Annotated in this window: 18 protein-coding genes; 12 read left to right on the top strand and 6 right to left on the bottom strand. The window is 64.0% G+C overall.

The window, feature by feature from the left end; translation table 11 throughout:
* Window positions 1-14 precede the first annotated feature (14 nt).
* The 11 genes from EOA38_RS03470 to EOA38_RS03420 all read left to right on the top strand — a co-directional run bounded on the left by EOA38_RS03470 (window position 15) and on the right by EOA38_RS03420 (window position 8434).
* Window positions 15-644 (top strand): hypothetical protein, encoded by a 630-nt coding sequence (locus EOA38_RS03470; protein WP_127298449.1) that lies wholly within the window; start codon window positions 15-17, stop codon window positions 642-644.
* Between the two features lie 78 nt (window positions 645-722).
* Window positions 723-1493, top strand: a complete 771-nt coding sequence (sctJ, locus tag EOA38_RS03465) for a type III secretion inner membrane ring lipoprotein SctJ (RefSeq protein WP_126092909.1) — start codon at window positions 723-725, stop codon at window positions 1491-1493.
* A complete protein-coding gene (locus tag EOA38_RS03460; protein WP_126092910.1) occupies window positions 1490-2113 on the top strand; it encodes a SctK family type III secretion system sorting platform protein in 624 nt (207 codons plus the stop codon). Before sctJ ends, EOA38_RS03460 begins: the two co-directional genes overlap by 4 nt.
* Window positions 2114-2118: 5 nt before the next feature.
* Window positions 2119-2739: a type III secretion system stator protein SctL gene (sctL, locus tag EOA38_RS03455; protein WP_127298448.1), complete on the top strand. Its 621-nt coding sequence runs from the start codon at window positions 2119-2121 to the stop codon at window positions 2737-2739.
* Window positions 2736-4088 carry a FliI/YscN family ATPase gene (locus EOA38_RS03450; RefSeq protein WP_126092912.1) on the top strand — a complete coding sequence of 451 codons (1353 nt, stop codon included), beginning with the start codon at window positions 2736-2738 and terminating at the stop codon, window positions 4086-4088. The genes sctL and EOA38_RS03450 overlap by 4 nt, the downstream gene beginning before the upstream one ends.
* Window positions 4075-4563 (top strand): hypothetical protein, encoded by a 489-nt coding sequence (locus EOA38_RS03445; protein ID WP_126092913.1) that lies wholly within the window; start codon window positions 4075-4077, stop codon window positions 4561-4563. The genes EOA38_RS03450 and EOA38_RS03445 overlap by 14 nt, the downstream gene beginning before the upstream one ends.
* A gap of 79 nt (window positions 4564-4642) precedes the next feature.
* Window positions 4643-5701 carry a type III secretion system cytoplasmic ring protein SctQ gene (sctQ, locus tag EOA38_RS03440; RefSeq protein ID WP_189349968.1) on the top strand — a complete coding sequence of 353 codons (1059 nt, stop codon included), beginning with the start codon at window positions 4643-4645 and terminating at the stop codon, window positions 5699-5701.
* A complete protein-coding gene (sctR, locus tag EOA38_RS03435; protein ID WP_126092915.1) occupies window positions 5694-6347 on the top strand; it encodes a type III secretion system export apparatus subunit SctR in 654 nt (217 codons plus the stop codon). The genes sctQ and sctR overlap by 8 nt, the downstream gene beginning before the upstream one ends.
* 17 nt (window positions 6348-6364) lie before the next feature.
* Window positions 6365-6634, top strand: coding sequence for a flagellar biosynthetic protein FliQ (locus tag EOA38_RS03430; RefSeq protein ID WP_126092916.1), 270 nt, complete (start codon window positions 6365-6367; stop codon window positions 6632-6634).
* Between the two features lie 9 nt (window positions 6635-6643).
* The gene (gene sctT, locus EOA38_RS03425; protein WP_126092917.1) at window positions 6644-7459 is read left to right on the top strand and encodes a type III secretion system export apparatus subunit SctT; all 816 of its coding nucleotides are present in this window, start codon (window positions 6644-6646) and stop codon (window positions 7457-7459) included.
* Window positions 7460-7621: 162 nt separating this feature from the next.
* Window positions 7622-8434, top strand: a complete 813-nt coding sequence (locus tag EOA38_RS03420; protein ID WP_127221993.1) for a DUF1445 domain-containing protein — start codon at window positions 7622-7624, stop codon at window positions 8432-8434.
* Between the two features lie 161 nt (window positions 8435-8595).
* Here EOA38_RS03420 and EOA38_RS03415 read toward each other — a convergent pair whose 3' ends face one another.
* Window positions 8596-10071, bottom strand: coding sequence for a PEP/pyruvate-binding domain-containing protein (locus tag EOA38_RS03415; protein WP_210212949.1), 1476 nt, complete (start codon window positions 10069-10071; stop codon window positions 8596-8598).
* A 131-nt stretch (window positions 10072-10202) separates the two neighbouring features.
* Window positions 10203-12149 (bottom strand): DUF47 family protein, encoded by a 1947-nt coding sequence (locus EOA38_RS03410; RefSeq protein ID WP_126092920.1) that lies wholly within the window; start codon window positions 12147-12149, stop codon window positions 10203-10205.
* A gap of 205 nt (window positions 12150-12354) precedes the next feature.
* On the opposite strand from EOA38_RS03410, the gene EOA38_RS38950 reads away from it, so the two are divergent.
* Window positions 12355-12531: a hypothetical protein gene (locus EOA38_RS38950; protein WP_189349970.1), complete on the top strand. Its 177-nt coding sequence runs from the start codon at window positions 12355-12357 to the stop codon at window positions 12529-12531.
* Between the two features lie 39 nt (window positions 12532-12570).
* On the opposite strand, the gene EOA38_RS03405 is transcribed toward EOA38_RS38950, so the two are convergent.
* The 4 genes from EOA38_RS03405 to EOA38_RS03390 form a co-directional block, all read right to left on the bottom strand.
* Window positions 12571-15240: a nitrate reductase gene (locus EOA38_RS03405; protein WP_126092921.1), complete on the bottom strand. Its 2670-nt coding sequence runs from the start codon at window positions 15238-15240 to the stop codon at window positions 12571-12573.
* Window positions 15241-15243: 3 nt separating this feature from the next.
* Complete coding sequence (nirD, locus tag EOA38_RS03400) at window positions 15244-15573, bottom strand: nitrite reductase small subunit NirD (RefSeq protein WP_126095845.1); 330 nt, start codon at window positions 15571-15573, stop codon at window positions 15244-15246.
* Window positions 15574-15593: 20 nt separating this feature from the next.
* Entirely contained in the window at window positions 15594-18044 is a 2451-nt protein-coding gene (gene nirB / locus EOA38_RS03395) for a nitrite reductase large subunit NirB (RefSeq protein WP_127298446.1), read from the bottom strand.
* A 17-nt stretch (window positions 18045-18061) separates the two neighbouring features.
* Window positions 18062-18688, bottom strand: a 627-nt coding sequence (locus EOA38_RS03390) for an MFS transporter (RefSeq protein WP_127298445.1), incomplete at its 5' end; no start/stop codon positions are given.

Genomic DNA, 18688 nt, shown 5'->3' with positions numbered 1-18688 from the left:
GGGAGGGCAGGTTCATGCAAATCGCACCGATTGGAGCTCTGGAAGCCACGCTCGCAACCCTGACGACCAGCGTGACCTCGCAGCAGCAGATCACCGCCGGCGCGGCGGCGCAGCCGGGCAACCGAATGGTCGGCGCCAGCCAGGAAAAGCATGACGCCGCGAAGGTCAACGCGTCTGAGCGCGGCGATATCAACACGCCGGCAGGACAACAGGTGGCGCAGGCATCCTCCGGCGCCAATCCCGCAATGGCCGGGCAATCGTCCAAATCGGACAAGACCGAGCCGATCGTCGAGCGCAAGCTCTTCGACTATCTGGCGGAGGTGGAGAAATCGGGAGGCGGAACGTTCACGGATCCATCGGCGCTGCTTGGTTCCGCGGTGCAGTCGTTGGAAGGCACCATGCAACAGGTCCAGAAGGCCCTTGGCCAGGCGAACGTCCCCGCAGACGCTGAAAAAGCCGCCATGCAGGATCCCGGCAAGGCGGCTCCGCCGGGCAGGGAAAGCGATGACGGTCCGGCAAAGAATGCCGAGCAGCTCCTCGAACGGTCCATTTCCGTGATGTGGGCGGCCGCCAATCTGGAGGTCGTCACGAGCAGCGTGACCGCGGTGACGTCGTCCACCAGCACGCTGATAAAGCAGCAATAACGCGACGGGGTGTTCGTGCGCACAATGATCCCGCCGCTGCGGTCAACGCCAATCAATCGATGCGGTGCCCGGTTCCGCATGGCGTTCGCAATCATCGGCATGCTTGCGCTGCAGGCCTGCTCGGAGGAGCTTTATTCCAACCTCGACCAGCGGCAGGCCAACGAGATCGTGGCCACGCTGGTGCGTCACGGGATACCGGCCCAGCGCGAAGCCGGCAAGGACGACAAAATGACGGTTTCCGTGCAGAAGGACCGTTTCGCCGAAGCCATGGCAATTCTCGACGAGAGCGGATTGCCCAAGCAGGAATTCCAGACGCTGGGCGAGGTGTTCAAGCGGGACGGGCTTGTGTCCTCGCCGGTGGAAGAGCGGGCGACGATGATCTATGGCCTGAGCCAGGAATTGTCGCAGACGATCTCGGATATCGACGGCGTGCTTTCCGCGCGCGTCCACCTTGTGCTGCCCGAGAACGATCCGCTGAGACAGCGGTTGGTTCCGTCATCCGCCTCCGTCTTCATCCGCCATCGCGCATCGGTGCCGATGAACGACCTGATCCCTCAGGTCAAGATGCTGGTGGCCAAGGGCATCGCGGGATTGACCTACGACAATGTCTCCGTGACCCTCATTCCGGTGGCCGCGCCGCCTCCCGAACAGGAAACCCGCGAAGCGGGCTTCACCACATTCCTTGGTCTTTGGCTGCATCCGGACAGCGTCGCCGCGGCGATGTGGCTGTTTTACGGCATGGCGGCGGCCATATTCGCGCTCGTTGCCCGGCTGGCCTATGTCCAGTGGTATCGGCGGCCTGGTGTCTATGCGCTCGACACAGTCGCAAGGCCGGCGAGAGAGACATGATCCAGACTGCCCCGACGCAAACTGCCGCCAGTTCGGATTGGCATGCGTTCATATCCAATCCCGCAAGCTACGCGGATGCCGCCCGGCTCGCGGACTGTTTCGGTGGCACGATCGGCGAGGCAGCCTGCGAGCGAATGCGCCAGTCGCAGCGCCTGCATGAGCGGTTGTCGAAGCTTCTGCTCGATCATTACGGGCTTTCTTGCACCGTCGACGAACCGGCCGACGACGTGGATCGGGCGATCGCCCTGTCGTCGGGCGAGGAGTTGGAGGAGCTTGCGCTTCGCTCGGGCGCAATCTACCAGGCCAGCAGCATCGCCGCAGTCATTGCTGGACGCGAAGCGGCTGCCCTGCAGGCGGCGCTCGGCATGGATATCTGCTCAGCCGCAGTCGCGAACCGCGATCTGGCCGGCCCAATTCAGCCCCTGGAGCCCCTGGATGATATCTACAATCGCGTCCATGCCGACGGGCTGAGTTGCCTTTGCGCCTGGTGTCAGGCGATGCCCCGCGACACGAGCATGCGGGTTCGCCTCAAGCTGATGCCGCACGAACTCGTCGATGGGACGGCGATCGCACCCTTTGCCGAGATCGGTCCGGCGATTGTTCGACGAGCGATGCGTTAGACAGAATGGTCGAGCCGGACAACGCGACCAATGATATGCCCCGGCGCCCTCGCGCCCGCATTCTGCGTGCCGGCGAGGCCCGTGCGTGGCTGGACGGCCATGCCTTCCTCGATGAGGCCAGACGTGATGCGCAGCAGATGCGCGAGGCCGCCCGGCGGGCCTACGCGGCCGAATATGCGCAGGGCTACGAAGACGGCAAGGCACAAGGCGACGCGGAGGCCGCACGGTTGGTGGACGAGACGACAATCAGGGTGGATCGCTATCTCTCCAGGCTGGAACCGGAGGTCGTCGCTCTGGCCCTCGATGTTGTCAGGCGGATGCTGGGGGAATTTGACGTGACGAGGCTTGTCGCAAAGGCGGCCAGGCAGGCGATCGCTGACGTTCGCCGCGCCAAATATCTGAAAGTCCGCGTCCATCCCCGCTCCGTCGGCAGGGTTCGCGATGAACTGGACGCGGTCCTGCGTGAGAGCGATCTGGCCATGACGATCGAGATCGACGGGGATGACACGCTCGCGGCAGACGCATGCATTCTTTCGACCGACATCGCCGTCATCGATGCCAGCATTGACGCGCAGCTCGATGCGATCGCCGATGCGCTCCGGTCCAAGGCCGAGGGTCCGGCATGACGGGCTCGGCTGCCGACATAGAGAGCCGGCTCGCATCCATCATTCCGGGGCTACGGTCGAACTTGCGGGACGATGCAAGCCGGCCCCGTAGAGGACGTGTGCGGCGGGTGACCGGCACGGTCATCCATGCGACGGTGGAGGAGGTTCGGATCGGCGAGATATGCGACCTCCTGGACCCCAGGACAGGCAAGACGACCAAGGCCGAAGTCGTCGGCCTCATGGACGAGATGGCAGTCCTGGTGCCGCTTGGTGACCTGACGGGCCTTTCAAGCCTGACCGAGGTGGTTGCGACCGGGAAGGACCAGTTGGTGCCGGTCGGTCCCGGGCTTCTTGGGCGCGTGATCAGCGCGCTCGGCGAGCCGCTGGACGGCAGGCCGCTGGACGGCATCACCGGCACCTATCCCGTCAACGCCTATCCGCCGTCGCCACTGGAACGCAGCCTGATTTCCGAGCCGATCCAACTCGGAATCCGCGCCCTCGATGGGCTGCTCACTTGCGCGCGCGGACAGCGCGTCGGCATCTTCGGGGAGCCCGGCGTCGGCAAATCGGTTCTGCTTTCCGACATCGTCACCGGCACCGATGCGGATGTCGCCGTGGTTGCTCTGGTTGGCGAACGCGGGCGCGAGGTGCGCGAATTCATCCAGCATCAGCTAGGGCCTGAGGGGCTCGCGCGGGCAGTCATCGTCGTCGCGACATCCGACCGTCCGGCCATCGAGCGCGTCAAGGCCGCCTATGTGGCCACCAGCATCGCCGAATATTTTCGCGACCAAGGCAAGCACGTGTTGTTGGCAATGGACAACATAACCCGGTTTGCCCGCGCGCAGCGCGAGATTGGCCTCGCTTCGGGCGAGCCGCCGACGCGCCGCGGTTTTCCCTCTTCGCTTTTCGCGGTCCTGCCGCGTCTGCTCGAGCGCTCGGGACCTGGTCGCGTCGGTTCCATCACCAGCCTCTACAGTGTTCTTCTGGAGGGCGACGGCACGCTCGATCCGGTCGCCGAGGAAATCCAGGCGCTTCTCGATGGCCACGTCTTCCTGTCGAACGAACTGGCCCAGCGCAATCACTTCCCGGCCGTCGACGTGCTGCGCAGCCGAAGCCGCCTGATGGACACGGTGGTGCCGCCTGGGCATCGGGCGGATGCCGGCCGGCTGCGCGAGCTGCTTGCCCGCTACGCCGATGTCGAATTGCTGCTGCGCGTCGGCGAGTACGAAAGGGGCAACGACGCGGTTGCGGACGAGGCGGTGGCGAAGATCGACATCATCAACGCCTTCCTGCGGCAGGCGTCCGCCACGCACGAAACGATCGACAAAACACGCCAACGCATGCGGGAGATCGTCAATGAAGGACCATGACGTCATCGCTCGATTGCGTGATCTCAGGCGCCATCGCGAAGCGCGCGCAAGGGAGGCGGTCATCAGAAGATATGCCGCTGCGCGGCAGGCGGCCGAGGAGGTCCGGAAGGCGGCTGCCGCCGTCGCCGAGCATCTCCAGGCGACAGCCGATGCCGAGGATGCTGCGTTTGGTTCGCTTGTCGGACATTCGGTGAATGCCGCCAGGCTCTATCGGCTCCAGGGGCGGTTCGAGACCGCCGCCAGGGAAACCGAGCAATTGCGGGAAAACGAACGGGAGGCTGGCATCACCGAGCAGCGACGCAGAGTGGAGCTGTCGGCAGCCCGTGAGGATCATCGCAAGACCATGAAAGGCGTGACGAAGCTGGACCGCCTGTTGGAGGATCTTATCAAGCGTAGCGCAGGTCGTGGCCTCGCTCGTGCCGAACTCTCGGAGGAAGAGGAGCGTGGCGTAATGCGACCCTCTTCAGAACGATAGCGCAGTCGGTGACCGAGAGCATGGCAGCGTGATGCCTCAGTCTTTGGCAGCGGCAAGCAAGAAGGCGCGGGGAAACCCGGTGAAGCGCGCGGCCAGGCGATCGAGCCGCGGCGAGCGGTTGACATTGGAATCCGTCGCGGCGGCGGAGGTTGGCGCGTTGAACGCCTTCTACCGACGCCGTGTTCCCGCCGAGATTACGATTGCGGGGAAAACCGTGGCGATCGCGGCTGTCTGGCCGGCGCCGAACCCGGCGGATCAGCGGTTATCCACGATTGCGTTTTCCGTTGGCGAGGCGGCAGGGAAATTGCGCCTGCCGCTTTCCATTGTCGAATGGGCTCTCGCCAAGGCGGACGAGCTGGTCGACATGAACCATCTGGCACCCGCTCACGCCGCGCTGCTGCTGGAGTCCGCTTTCGAACAAGATCTCCAGTGGATCGAGGGCAAGCTGGGCGAGAGGATCACGATCACGTCGATCGAGCGCGCAGACATCGTTTCGAACGAAGCCTCATATGCTTTTGTCCTGGCCGGCGAGGGCAAGTCCATAGACTGCGTCCTGAACACGAATAGCGCCGACCTCGCGATGCGCATTGGTCGCGCGCTCGACGAGATCGGCAAAGCGAAGGCGCCGGTTCCGGCCGAGTTCCCGCTGGCGGTCAGCCTTCGGCGCGGCGCGCTGACGATCAGCCTTGGCGAGCTTCAAAGCCTGCGGCCCGACGATGTGGTTCTTTTCGACGACACCGAGGAAGGAGGCGCCGCGGCTTTCATCATCGCAGAGCGCCTCTTCGCTCCGGTCAGTCTGACGGCGGATGGGCCGCGGGTGCTTGCCGCGCCGGCCGCGATTGCAGGATCGAAATGGGAGTGGACCATGAACCAAGGCACATCGCCGCCAGCCGGCCAGATATTGGAGGAGTCGACTCTCGACGAATTGCCGGTCGCGCTTGCCTTCGAGGTCGGCCGCACGGTGATGCCCGTCGGCGAGGTAAGGCAGCTTGCGCCGGGCGCCATCATTCCCATCGCCGACGTCACGAAACCGGCGGTCGACATCCTCGCCAACGGCAAACGCGTCGGCCGCGGCGAGATCGTCCGGATCGGGGAAGGCCTGGGCGTGAGAATCGAGCGCATGTTCGACAATGCTTGACAATTCGCCCAATCTCCTCGGGATTCTGATCGCCGTCGGCTTTGTCGGGCTGCTCCCGCTGGCCGTCGTCACGATGACCGGCTTCCTGAAGATATCGGTCGTGCTTTTCCTCGTCCGCAACGCGCTCGGCGTCCAGCAGATGCCGCCCAATCTTGTGCTCTATGGCATAGCGCTCGTGCTCACCGTCTATGTCACGACACCGTTGCTGAGCGAGATGTCGGGCCGGCTTCAGGAAGGGCAGGTTCAGTTCCGGACGACCGACGACCTGGCCAGGGCGGCGCAACTGGTGAAGGAACCATTGCAGCAGCACCTGATCAAATTCACCCAGCCGGCAGAGCGGCAGTTCTTTCTTGATGGGACCAGCCGCCTGTGGCCGGAACAGGCGCGCCAGAATCTCAGGGACGACGATCTCTCGATCCTTGTTCCCGCCTTTGTCGCCTCGGAGCTTACGCGCGCATTCGAGATCGGCTTCCTGCTCTATCTTCCCTTCCTCATCATCGACATCGTCGTCGCGAACATCCTGATGACGCTCGGCATGATCATGGTCTCGCCGGTCCTGATTTCGATTCCGCTCAAACTGTTCCTTTTCGTCGCCATCGATGGCTGGTCACGGCTGATGCACGGCCTGATCCTGAGCTACGGCTGACGCGGTCGAGGCCCCGTATGGACAACGACTTCATCCAGGCGAAAGTCCAAGGCGCGCTGCTGACGGTGCTGTTCGCATCGAGCCCAGCGATCATCGCGGCCCTGGCGGTCGGCATTCTTGTCGGACTTGCCCAGGCGTTGACGCAAATTCAGGACCAGTCCCTGCCGCAGACGATCAAGCTCGTGGTGATCCTCCTGGTCATCGTCGTGTTCGGACCTCTGCTTGGCCAGCAGATCGCGCAGCAGGCCTCGACAGCTATGGACGAGTTTCCTGTCGTCACGCGTTGAGGAGCCCGGATGCCGGTCGAACCACTCTTCGCGTCGATCAGGGAGCTTCAGTTCTATCTCCTGGCGGGCGCTTTCGCGCTCGCGCGCGTGACCGGATTCATGCTCTTGATGCCGCTGTTTTCGCGCGTGCCGCTGCCTGGGCTTCTGCGCAACGGTGTTGCCCTGGCGCTGGCGGTCCCGGTCTTTCCGACGATCGTGAGCAAGCTGACAAATGCTGACATCGCCACCACGATGATCGCCGTCTATATCCTGAAGGAGGTGGTGATCGGGGTAACGCTCGGGCTGGCGATGGGCATCCCCTTCTGGGCGGCCGAGGCTGCCGGCGACATCCTGGACCTTCAGCGCGGGTCCACGATGGGGACGCTGATCGATCCGATGATGACCCACGAGACGAGCGCCACCGGCACCTTGCTCGCCGTCATCATGGTCACGATCTACCTCGCCGCCGGCGGCCTGCAGCTTTCCTTGACCAGTCTTTACGACAGCTACGGGATTTGGCCGATCGACCGGCTTCTGCCGATCTTCAGCAAGGACGCCGCCGGGATATTCCTCGGTTTGCTGAACCGCATTCTGGTGATGGCATTGACCCTTGTCTTCCCGCTGATCATCAGCATGCTGTTGTCCGACATTGTTCTCGCGTTCCTGGCGCGGGCCTCGCCACACCTCAATGTTTTCGCGCTTTCGCTGGTGGTGAAGACCGGCGTGTTCGGCCTCGTCTTCGTGCTCTATTCGAGTTTTTTGCTCTTCTATATGGATCGGGATATTGGCTTCCTGCGCGAGGCGGACCGACAAATAGAAGCGATCGGCTGCCGCACCTGTGAATAACAGAAAGCGGATTAGATATTTATAATATAAGACAATGTTGGCCGACCAATAAATACGTTTTATCACCTGGGAAAGATTATCATAATTTGACAAGCGGCCGAGCCGCCAACGATCTTGCATCCTCCCGACGCGTCTCTGAAATGTTGGTATTTATCGGAAGCCATGGCTCGCCAGACCATTTCACCAGTCTACGAGGATTTGCGGCGTTTCGACGCGAACAGGCTGCGCAGACTTGTCAGAACGGGCGCCTATGAGGGGCATACAGGTGGACTTGCGCGTGGCAAGCTCCAGGTCAATGTCGTGATACTGCCCCGCGCTTTTGCCAGCGATTTTCACCAGTTCTGCGTCCACAACCCAAAGGCCTGTCCATTGGTGGGCCTGAGCCGCGCCGGCAGTCCGCTGATCCCGGCGCTGGGCGATATCGATATTCGCACCGATGCCCCTCAGTATAACGTCTATCGCTTCGGGGAACTGACCGGCCAGAGGACGGACATCATCGATCTTTGGCAGGATGATTTTGCCGCCTTCGCCTTCGGCAGTTCGCTTACCGTCGAGGCCGCACTGGCCGAAAAGGGCGTGAAACTCCGTCGCGTCGGTTACGGCAAGGCCATGCCCAAGTTCCGAACCAGGATCGAGACTTGCCGCGCCGGACCGTTCGCTGGCCAGACGGTCGTCTCGATGCGTCCCGTAAGGTCCTGCGACGTCGACAAGGTTCGAGCACTCACGGCACGCTTCCCGCATACTCACGGCTCTCCCATCCATGTCGGGGAGCCTTCGATCATCGGAATATACGACATGACGGCTCCAGACTGGGGCGATGCGGTCGAGCTGGTGGACGGAGAGGTTCCCGTGTTTTGGGCCAGCAGCGTCACTGCCCAGGATGCCCTCGCTCGCGCAAAACTGGCGATCTCAGTCACCGTGTCGCCGGGGCACATGCTGGTCACGGACGTGGACGCACGAGCTTTCCATGGGTGACAAGTGTGCCTGATGCGGTCGTGCGGACCGGCTGGCCCGTGATGTGGATCTGACTCCCTCCATCTGGAGGCGCTCGAAACGCTCTATACAGGTCTCGGCCGGCCACCCTTAAAGCGTGTCGCTACGAAACGGATTCAGGCGCCGCGCTTTGCGCTCAGCCTTCAGTTTGGATTGCGCAGCTGGTTGAGCCTCGCCAGCAACTCCTCGGGAACATTCTTGCTGACACTTGCCGCACCTGCATAGATGTTGCCGCTGTTGCCGTCGAGCGTGAGGATGGTTCCTTCGGAATAGCTCACGCCGCCGATGATGAGGCATCTGGCCGCTTCATCGATCATCATGGTCTCGCATCCGACCAGGCAAACCTTGCCTAGCTGGCGCGCGACGACGGCCGCGTGCGACGTTCGCGCTCCATGCTGGGTCAGAAGGCCATCGGCCAGTTCGAGTGCCGCGATATCGCGCGTCTCCGCGTCGCGGCGCACGAGGATAACCTGCGCGCCTGCCTGCTTGCGTCGGCGCGCGACATCCTCCTCGAAGGCAATCTCACCGCTCGCGACGCCGGTCGCGGCCGAAGCGGCGGTTGCGATCGGCGACAGTGACTTTCCGTCTTCCGTCGAGATCGTGCTGAGCGCAAGCGAGCTCGCATCAAGACCGTTTGTGCGCAGGCGAGCCGTTTCGGCGTCGATCAGACCTTGATCCAGCATATCCAGCGCAATCTGAGCCGCCGCGCGCGGCGTGCGCTTGCCGTTGCGGGTCTGGAGCATGAACAACACGCCGTCCTCGATCGTGAATTCGAAGTCCTGCATGTCGCCGAAATGTCGCTCAAGGGCGTTTGCCACCTGCACGAGCTCGTCCCACAGGGAAGGTGCGACGGCAGCGAGCTCGTCATGTCCTTGGGCTGTGCGACGCCCGCTCACGACATCCTCGCCCTGCGCGTTGAACAGGAAATCGACCCATGGGCTCTGCGCGCCAGTGCTGGGGTTGCGTGTGAATCCGACGCCGGCGCCAGAGAGGCCGCCGGCATTGCCGAACACCATGCGTTGCACAGTGACGGCCGTGCCCATATCGTGGCTCAAGCCGTGAAGGTTGCGGTAGGTCACGGCCTTGTCGCTGGACCAGGAGCGAAAGACCGCGCCGATCGCCTCGGTGAGCTGCTGTTTGGCGTCCTGCGGAAACGGATGTCCGGCTTCTTTCGCAAATGTTTGCAGATGTCGACCTGCCACATCGCGCAAGGCCACAAAATCGAGGCTGCGTTCTTCGCCGTTCCGCACGGCGTCGAGATCGGCCTCGAAATGCTGTGCATCCACGCCGGCTACCACCTCGCCGAAACCGGCGATAAGGCGGCGGTAGGCATCCCATGCAAGCCTCGGGTGCCCGGTCAGGCGAACGAAGCCGGGAAGCGTCGCTTCGGTCAGCCCGATATTGAGCAATGTTTCCATCATGCCGGGCATCGACACAGGTGCGCCGGAACGCACCGACAGCAGAAGCGGGCGTCTCGAATCTCCCAATCTCAAGTCCGACGCGTGCTCGAGTGTCGTCAGCGCGTCGCCCCAGATCTCCGGCGTGACGTCATCGCGGTGCGCGCAAAAGCCGGTGCCGATGACGAAAGCAGGAGGCACGTTAAGGCCGAACGCCGCCATGCGGGCAAGGTTGTGGGCCTTGAAGCCTAGAATATCGGGCGTGATCGGTCTTTCGGCGGCCGTCTTCGCGCCGATCGAGTATACGATCTTCGCTTCGTTCGCCTCGGGTCTGATGCGAGCAATCGAGGCGCTCATCCGCGTGCTCCGATGCTGTCGAACGCCAATTCGCGAATGCCGAAGCTCGCCGCCAGCAAGGCATCGGTCGCCAGCTCGATGGCTGCCGCGAAGTCCGTCGTCAGAGTGAGGGTGAGCGGATCGTCGACGTGACGCGCCAGCGCGCGGCGGACATCGCGCAACAATTCGTCACACTGATGTTCCGCCTCGACCGCGCGCCAGGAGACCGCGATGAAGGTTTCGTGATCCTCGGCCGTGCCGCCGTCGCGCAGGATGCCGGCGATCGACAGCGCCCTGACGTGATCCCGCACCGCTTCATAGGTGCGCTCGGCGAGCCGCACCAGCTTTTCGCGCACTTCGCCATGCCAGCCTTTGTTGCGAGCCTCGGCGATCAGCGACAGAAGAAACGTCGCTTCCTCCAGTGCGTCGGCGATATTGTCGGCTCTCTCAATGAGACGCGTGAATGGCAGCCAGCGCGTGTTGTGCTCCGCGCGTTCGCGCGAGCGCGTCACCAGATTGTCGGCCTGACGCTCCCATCCTTTCGCGCGCGATGCCAGTTTCTCGGCGGCCTTGCCGTCGCGTTCCAGACCATGCGTCAGCGCGTCCCGCAAACCTTCCGCCAGTTCATGGCAGAACCCGGCATGCTCGCCGAGGAGCTCGAAGACGTCTCGCTGTTGTCCGAGATGGCGAACGAGCAGAAGGCGCACGGAATCCGCGATCCGCGGCAAGGGCTGATGCTCCTGCATGGCCTGAGAGGCCGAAGACATCGCGTCCAGCATGAATGCGCGCGCGTGCTCGTCGCCGAGCACGGTGTCGAGGCGGTCACCGATGCGAAAGAACTCGCTGCCAATCGATTCCATGGCATCGAACAGCAGATGCTCGGCGCCGGCTTCGAGCCATCCCATGTGCCCGATGTCGCGCCTTGCACTGGCGGCGAGGATCGCCGTGGCATTCGCCTTTCCAACCAGCAGTCGCAGACGTTTGCGCGCCCGGTTCCAGTCGATCAGAAACACGATGCGCGAACCGAGCGCTTCCAGCGTCACGCCCAGCGCCGTTTCGTCGGCGTTGTCGAACGTCGCCGTCCCGACATAATACGCGTCTCCAGCGTTCAGCCCCTCGGTCGCCCGCGAGCCGACATTGGACCAGGTCGCGCCGATCTCGCCTAGAAGATCCTGAAAGAAAGCGAAGCGCTGCTGGTGAAGGTCGGAATAGGTGAGCGACAGCCGCAGCCCTTCAACCTGGATGACCAGAACATGCGCGTCATTGGTGCCGATGTCGTTCTGAATCAACAGCCTCGTGCCATCGCGCGTTGCCGCCGTATCGAGGCCGGGGTGGGTGAGTTTCAGGGGCCGCGTGCGGTTCAGGCCGCGCATGAAGGCGGCCACGCGAGGCCGGTCGTCCGGCGACAACTGCCAGATATGCGCGCCATCGATCGTCTCGTCCGAAATATCCGCCGCCAGCCGGTTGATGGCCTTGTGCAAGTCCATCACCAGGATATGGAAGCTGTCGTCCTCGCGGCGGTTGCCGCTGGTCAATTGCCTCAGCTGCCCTGCATCGAGCAAACCCGGCTCAAGGCCACCGAGCCAGCCGCACCACACCTCGATCCTTGAAAGCAAAGCGTGGTGGTCTCTATCGGCGTCGCCTTCAAGCGGGCGGCCCATCAACCGCAAATCGGCTGCAAGCTTGTCAACCAGCTTGGGCAAATCATCCGCGTGAAGCACGGACGCCCTGAGATGGCTGGAAGCAGGCAATGCCAGCAGCCACGGCGCATCCACTTTTGCCGCTGCATATTCGCGATGCAGGTCAAGGGACGCTACGTCCGGATGCATGGCATGGCTGTACGCGGTCTGAAGCGCCGTCAGATAGAATTTGAGGCGGTCATTGGCCGCAAGCGCCGCCTTAAGGTAAGCGGGACGTAACAACTGCGATTGCCCCAGCGAGGCAACGACGTCGATCTTCTCCATGCGACTTATCCCCAGACCCTCATTGCATTTCTGACAACGCCAATGAACCGCGCTGCATCTTGTCGGTGACGACAGCGCGTTCAGGCTTTTGCATTGCAGGCTAATCATCCCGTATGACTTCAGGATGAAGGTGCATCGACCCCGGATTTCGATGGTCTCGGGTTAAGAACGCTCCGCGATTTTTGCGGGCATCGCGGCTGGCGGAGTGTCGAAGTCGACGGCAGCGACGGCAGCGACGCCTTGCGAAACCGTGCTGAAGGATCTGCGTGCGACGGCAAAGCTCAACAATGCCGACAGGAACAAGATTGCCGGGGAAGCGCCCGACAATGCTACGGCTGGCGTAGGCCGGTTCTCGGAAGCCACCGTTCTCGGCTCGGCCTGAGCTGAATCTCAATACACCTTGAAGCGGCTCCAGCGGATTTCACTCTGCCGCCTGAACCTGGCGGGCGTCGATGATCGCCCGTATCTCCGAGCGGCAGGAACCGCAGTTGGTGCCGGCGCACAGTGTCGACCCGATCGCCTCCAGGCTGTCGCATCCGGCGGCGACAGCCGAAGCGAGCTGGTTGACGCCGACATGGAAGCACGAGCACACGACCCGGCCGATGGCGGGCATGGGTGCGGGCGAGCGGCCCGACAACAGCGCGTGACGATCGACGGCCGACAGCGGCTGGCGGGTGGCCAAGAGCGACACCAGCCAGTCGCGCATCGGCAATTGGTCTGGAGCGGCGACCAGCAAGGCTTCGGCCATGGCGCCGCCTTCATCGACCGCAGCCGCGCGATAGGCGAGCCCGCGGCGATCGGTGTATTCCAGAAGCTGATCCTGCCGTTGAACGCCGAGCAGCTTGCGCGCCAGAAGAATGCCCTGGTCCGGCGGCTCAGTTCCGGTCAGTTCGTAGACCCAGCCGCCCTCGACCGCGTACCGGCTCCAGTGAACGAAACCTGTCGGCCGGAGATCGCGCCGCGTGATCAGCACGCCGGCCCAGCCGGTATTTTCGCGCACGATTCTCGCCGGCACATGCTTGAGCTCCGGCTGGCCGGAATGCGGATCGGTGACCGGCGACGACAGCAGGCCCGCCGCGGCCCTGGCTGCGAACTGGCCGCTCCAATGCATGGGCATGAAGGCTTGGCCGCGCCGCTGCGCGTCGGCCACGCGGACCCTCGCGCGGACAAAGCCGAAGCGCGTCGACAGATGGGCGAGGTCGCCGTCCTTGAGGTGGTGCGCGGCCGCATCCGCCGGATTGAGATCGACTGCGGGCTCCGGCGCATTCGCCATCAGGCGCGGCACGTTTCCGGTCCGCGTCATTGTGTGCCACTGGTCGCGCAGCCGGCCAGTGTTCAGGGCAAGCGGATAGTCCGCATCGACCGTGAAAGCCGTTGCCTCCTGCCGCACCGGCACAAACCGCGCACGGCCGTCGGGCGTTGGGAAGCGGCCATCGGCAAACAGCCTTGTCTGCTGCTCGTTTTGGTCCGGCGCTGGCCAGTGGCGCGGCGCGAAGGAGGCATAGTCCACGTCGCTGAGGTCGGCCACGCCGCCGAGATCGAACAGGCGCTCGCCATCGTTTTCGAAGGCCGAGAGCGCGGCGTGCTCGCGGAAGATTTCGGCCGGAGCTTGGTAGGCGAAGGCATCGCCGAAGCCCATGCGTTCGGCTACATCGCAGATTATGCGCCAGTCGGCTTTCGCTTCGCCCGGCGGCGGCAGGAACGGCCGCTGACGCGAGACGCGCCGTTCTGAATTGGTGACAGTGCCGTCCTTCTCGCCCCAGGCTGCGGCCGGCAGCAGCACGTCGGCATAGCGTGTGGTGTCGGTGCGGGTCACGTCCGAGACCACGACGAAATCGCATTTGGACAAGGCGGCGCGCACGCGAGACGCGTCGGGCATCGAGACCGCGGGATTGGTGCCCATGACCCACAGCGCCTTGATGCGGCCATCGGCAACCGCCTGGAACATGTCCACGGCCTTCAGGCCGGCGCGGCGCGCAACCTTGGGCGCATTCCAGAAGCGGGAGACCCGGTCGATATTGGTCCCATCCGCGAAGTCCATATGCGCGGCAAGCTGGTTTGCCAGGCCTCCCACCTCGCGGCCGCCCATGGCGTTCGGCTGCCCGGTGACCGAGAACGGCCCCATGCCGGGCTCGCCGATGCGGCCGGTGGCGAGATGGCAGTTGATGATTGCGTTGACCTTGTCGGTTCCATGCGCCGACTGGTTGACGCCCTGACTATAGACGGTGACCGTCCGCTCGATGCCGGCGAAGAGGTCATAGAAGGCCTGGACATCGGCGGCCGCGAGCCCGCAGCCTTTTGCGACGCGCGCGACCGACGGCGCGTCGGCGCCGGCCAAAGAAGCTGCGGCGTCGAAGCCGGACGTATGGTCGCCGACGAAGCCGGCATCGATCTTTCCGGCTTGCACAAGATGCGCGAGCAACCCGTTGAACAGAAGCACGTCCGTGCCCGGATCGAGCGCCAGATGCAGGTCGCACTCGTCGGCCGTGGCCGTGCGGCGAGGATCGATGACGACGATCCTGGTTCCGCGTTCCTTTCGCGCCGCCAGCATGCGCTGGTAGAGCACCGGATGGCACCATGCGGTGTTGGAGCCGGTGAGCACGATGAGGTCGGCGCGCTCGAAATCCTCATAGACGCCGGGAACGATGTCCTCGCCGAAGGAGCGGCGGTGGCCGGCGACGGACGACGCCATGCAGAGCCGCGAATTGGTGTCGATGTTGGCCGAGCCGATGAAGCCCTTCATCAGCTTGTTGGCGACGTAGTAATCCTCGGTGAGCAACTGGCCGGAGACGTAGAAGGCGACCGAGTCCGGTCCGTGTTCGGCAATCGCCTGCGAAAATTTCGCGGCCACAAGGTCGACTGCTTCCTCCCACCTCGTCTGCGTGCCGCTGATTTCCGGCTGAAGCAGGCGGCCCTCCAGACCAAGCGTCTCGCCGAGCGCGGCACCCTTCGAGCAGAGGCGGCCGAAATTGGCCGGGTGCTCGGGATCGCCGCGGACGGTCGTCTTGCCGTCTGCGGCGATCCCGGCCAGCACGCCGCATCCCACCCCGCAATAGGGGCAGGCGGTCCTCACCTCGCGTGCTTCTTCCATGCCTCAGGCCGCTTTCGAGGCCAGCGCTTCGAGCGCGATGAAAAGCCGTTCGCCTTCGACCTTGACCGGGATCGTCCGTACCGAGCCTTCGTCGGCGCCGAGCGCCTCGCCGGTCTCCAGCGAGATCACCCAGTTGTGCAGCGGACAGGTCACCGCCGCGCCATGGACGATGCCTTGGCTGAGCGGCCCGCCCTTGTGCGGGCAGTGGTCGTCGATGGCATAAACCTGATCGTCCGCAGTGCGGAAGACCGCGATCTTGCCTTGCGGGGTTTCGACACAACGCGCGCCGCGCGGCGGAATGTCGGCGATGGAGCCGATGGCGATCCAGTTCATGTTGTCTCTATCCTGTCGGCTCATTCCGCCGCCTCCGCGAACCCTACCGACGCCATCGGCCGGAACTCGTGCTTGTCCTTGCCGGAGACGCGTTCGGACCAGGGATCGACCTGCGCAAATTTCTGGGAAAAGACGAAGCGGTCGAAGAAGGTCTTGCGGCGCTCGACGTCATCCAGGATCTGCCTTCTGATCTCGGCAGTGCCGACGCGCTTGACCCATTTGTAGATGCGCTCCAGGTAGCGGGCCTGCTCGCGATACATCTGGACGAGCGCCACAATCACCTCCAGCGCCTCATCCTCGGTCTTCACCAGGCCGAGCACTTCCGTGCCCTTGATGTCGAGGCCGGCAGCGCCCGCGAAGTGGATCTCGTAGCCAGAGTCGACGCACACCACGCCGACATCCTTGCAGGTCGCTTCGGCGCAGTTGCGCGGGCATCCCGACACCGCCATCTTCACCTTGGCCGGTGTCCACGAACCCCACATGAACTTCTCGATGCGGATGCCGAGACCAGTCGAATCCTGTGTGCCGAACCGGCACCAGTCGGAGCCGACGCAGGTCTTCACCGTGCGCAATCCCTTTGCATAGGCATGACCGGAGACGAAGCCGGCCTTGCCGAGATCGGCCCAGACCGCCGGCAGGTCCTCCTTGCGGATACCCAGCATGTCGATGCGCTGGCCGCCGGTCACCTTCACGGTCGGGATGCGGAACTTGTCGACCACGTCGGCGATGGCGCGCAATTCGCCGGCGCTGGTCACCCCGCCCCACATGCGCGGCACGACCGAATAGGTGCCGTCCTTCTGGATGTTGGCGTGCACACGCTCGTTGATAAACCGCGACTGATAGTCGTCGGCATATTGGTCCGGCCAGTCGCAGACGAGATAATAGTTCAGCGCCGGCCGGCACTTGGCGCAGCCGCAGGAGGTCTTCCATTCGAGCTCCTGCATGACGGCGGGTATCGTCTTCAGTCCTTTCGCCTTGATCAGGCGGCGCACGTCGTCGTGGCCAAGGCTCGTGCAGCCGCACATGGGCTGCACCGCCGCGGGGTTGTAGGCGTCGCCAAGCGTGAGCTTCAGGAGTTGCTCGACGAGACCCGTGCACGAGCCGCACGAGGCCGAGGCCTTGGTCTGGGCGCGCACGTCGTCGAGCCCGGTCAGCCCCTTGCCCGTGATCGCGCCGGTGATCTTGCCCTTGCAGACGCCGTTGCAGCCGCAGATTTCCGCATCATCCGCCAGTGCCGCAACGGCCGCCAAAGGGTCCGAGGAGGTGCCTCCCTGGAACGCCTGTCCGAAGATCAGCGTGTCGCGCATCTCCGAGATGTCGGTCGCTTTCTTCTTGAGGTCGTTGAACCAGGCGCCGTCGGCGGTCTCGCCGAACAGCACCGTGCCGATAATGCGGTTGTCCTGCAGCACCACGCGCTTGTAGATGCCCGCTGATGCGTCGCGCAGGATGATCTCCTCGCGATCCTCGCCGTCGGCGAAATCGCCCAGCGAGTAGAGGTCGATGCCGGTGACCTTGAGCTTGGTCGGCGTGTCGGAGTGGACGAAACGCCCGTCCTCGCTGTCGGTCAACCTGGCCGCCGCGACGCGGGCCATCTCGTAGAGAGGGGCAACCAGCCCGTAGACGTGGCCGCCGACTTCCGCGCATTCGCCGAGCGCCATGATGGTAGGATCGGAGGTCTGCATGCGGTCGTCGACGACGATGCCGCGATTGACCTCCAGCCCTGCCTCCTTGGCGAGTGCGATGCTAGGGCGGATGCCGACCGCCATCACCACCAGCGTTGCCGGGATGACCGTGCCATCCATGAGCTCGACGCCCTCGACCTTGCCATTGCCGAAAATGGCCTTGGTGTTGGCCTTGGTCATGACCTTGATGCCGCGCGCCTCGACGGCCTTCTGCAACAGGTAGCCGGCGGCCGGGTCGAGCTGGCGCTCCATCAGCGTCGGCATGACGTGGAGCACGGTGACGTCCATGCCGCGCTCCTTGAGCCCGGCCGCTGCTTCGAGGCCGAGCAGACCGCCGCCGATGACGATCGCCTTGGCGCGCGACTGCGCGGCGAGCAGCATGGCGTTGACGTCGTCGAGGTCGCGATAGGTCAGCACGCCGGGCAAGTCCTTGCCCGGCACCGGGATGATGAAGGGAACCGAGCCGGTGGCGATGACGAGTTGATCGTAGCTCTCGGTCACGCCGTGGTCCGAGGTGACGGTCCTCGCTTCCCTGTCGATGGCAACGATCTTGTGGCCCTTGTAGAGGGTGATGCCGTGCTTGATGTACCAGCCGTCGCCATGGATGACGATCTCCTCGAACGCCTTCTCGCCCGAAAGCACTGGCGACAGCATGATGCGGTCGTAGTTCACGCGCGGCTCGGCATTGAAGATGGTGACGCTGTAGCGGTCAGGTGCTGCCTCCAGCAGATGCTCGAGCATCCTGCCGGGCGCCATGCCGTTGCCGATGATGACGAGTTTTTCGCTCATGTCCGGTCAGCTCCGATCTATTCGGCGGCGTAGGAAAGGGGTGCGGTCTCGGCGGCGGCAGCGCGCTCCATCTGGCGGATGGTGACGTGCATCCAGACCAGGCACGAGACGACGATGAGGAAGAGCAGCATGAAGCAGCTCGACCAGACGCCGGTGAGGTCGTTCAGCGCGCCGAAGGCGATCGGCAGGATGAAGCCGCCGAGGCCGCCGATCATGCCCACCACGCCGCCGACCGCGCCGACGCTCTGCGGATAGTAGACCGGGATGTGCTTGTAGACGGCGGCCTTGCCGAGACTCATGAAGAAGCCGAGCACGAAGGCGACGGCGATGAAGGCGAGCGGGCCGATCTCGAAGTGGAAGGGGATCGGCCCGCTGATGCCGCGCACGACGTAGTCTGCCGAGGGGAGAGACAGAACGAGAGTCGCGACGGCACAGACCGTGAAGGTCCAGTAGAGCACGGTACGGGCGCCGATGCGGTCGGAAAGCACGCCGCCATAGGCGCGGAAGATGCTTGCGGGAATTGAATAGGCGGCGCCGATCATGCCGGCGGTGGCGATGCCGAAACCGTAGACGCCGATGAGGTAGCGCGGCAGCCAGAGCGACAGCGCCACGAACGCGCCGAAGGAGAAGAAGTAGTAGAAGGC

It is taken from the genome of Mesorhizobium sp. M1E.F.Ca.ET.041.01.1.1, from assembly GCF_003997355.1.
Lineage (GTDB): Bacteria > Pseudomonadota > Alphaproteobacteria > Rhizobiales > Rhizobiaceae > Mesorhizobium.
The sequence above is the reverse complement of the archived record's forward strand: the minus strand, read 5'-3'. Positions and strand labels throughout refer to the sequence as shown.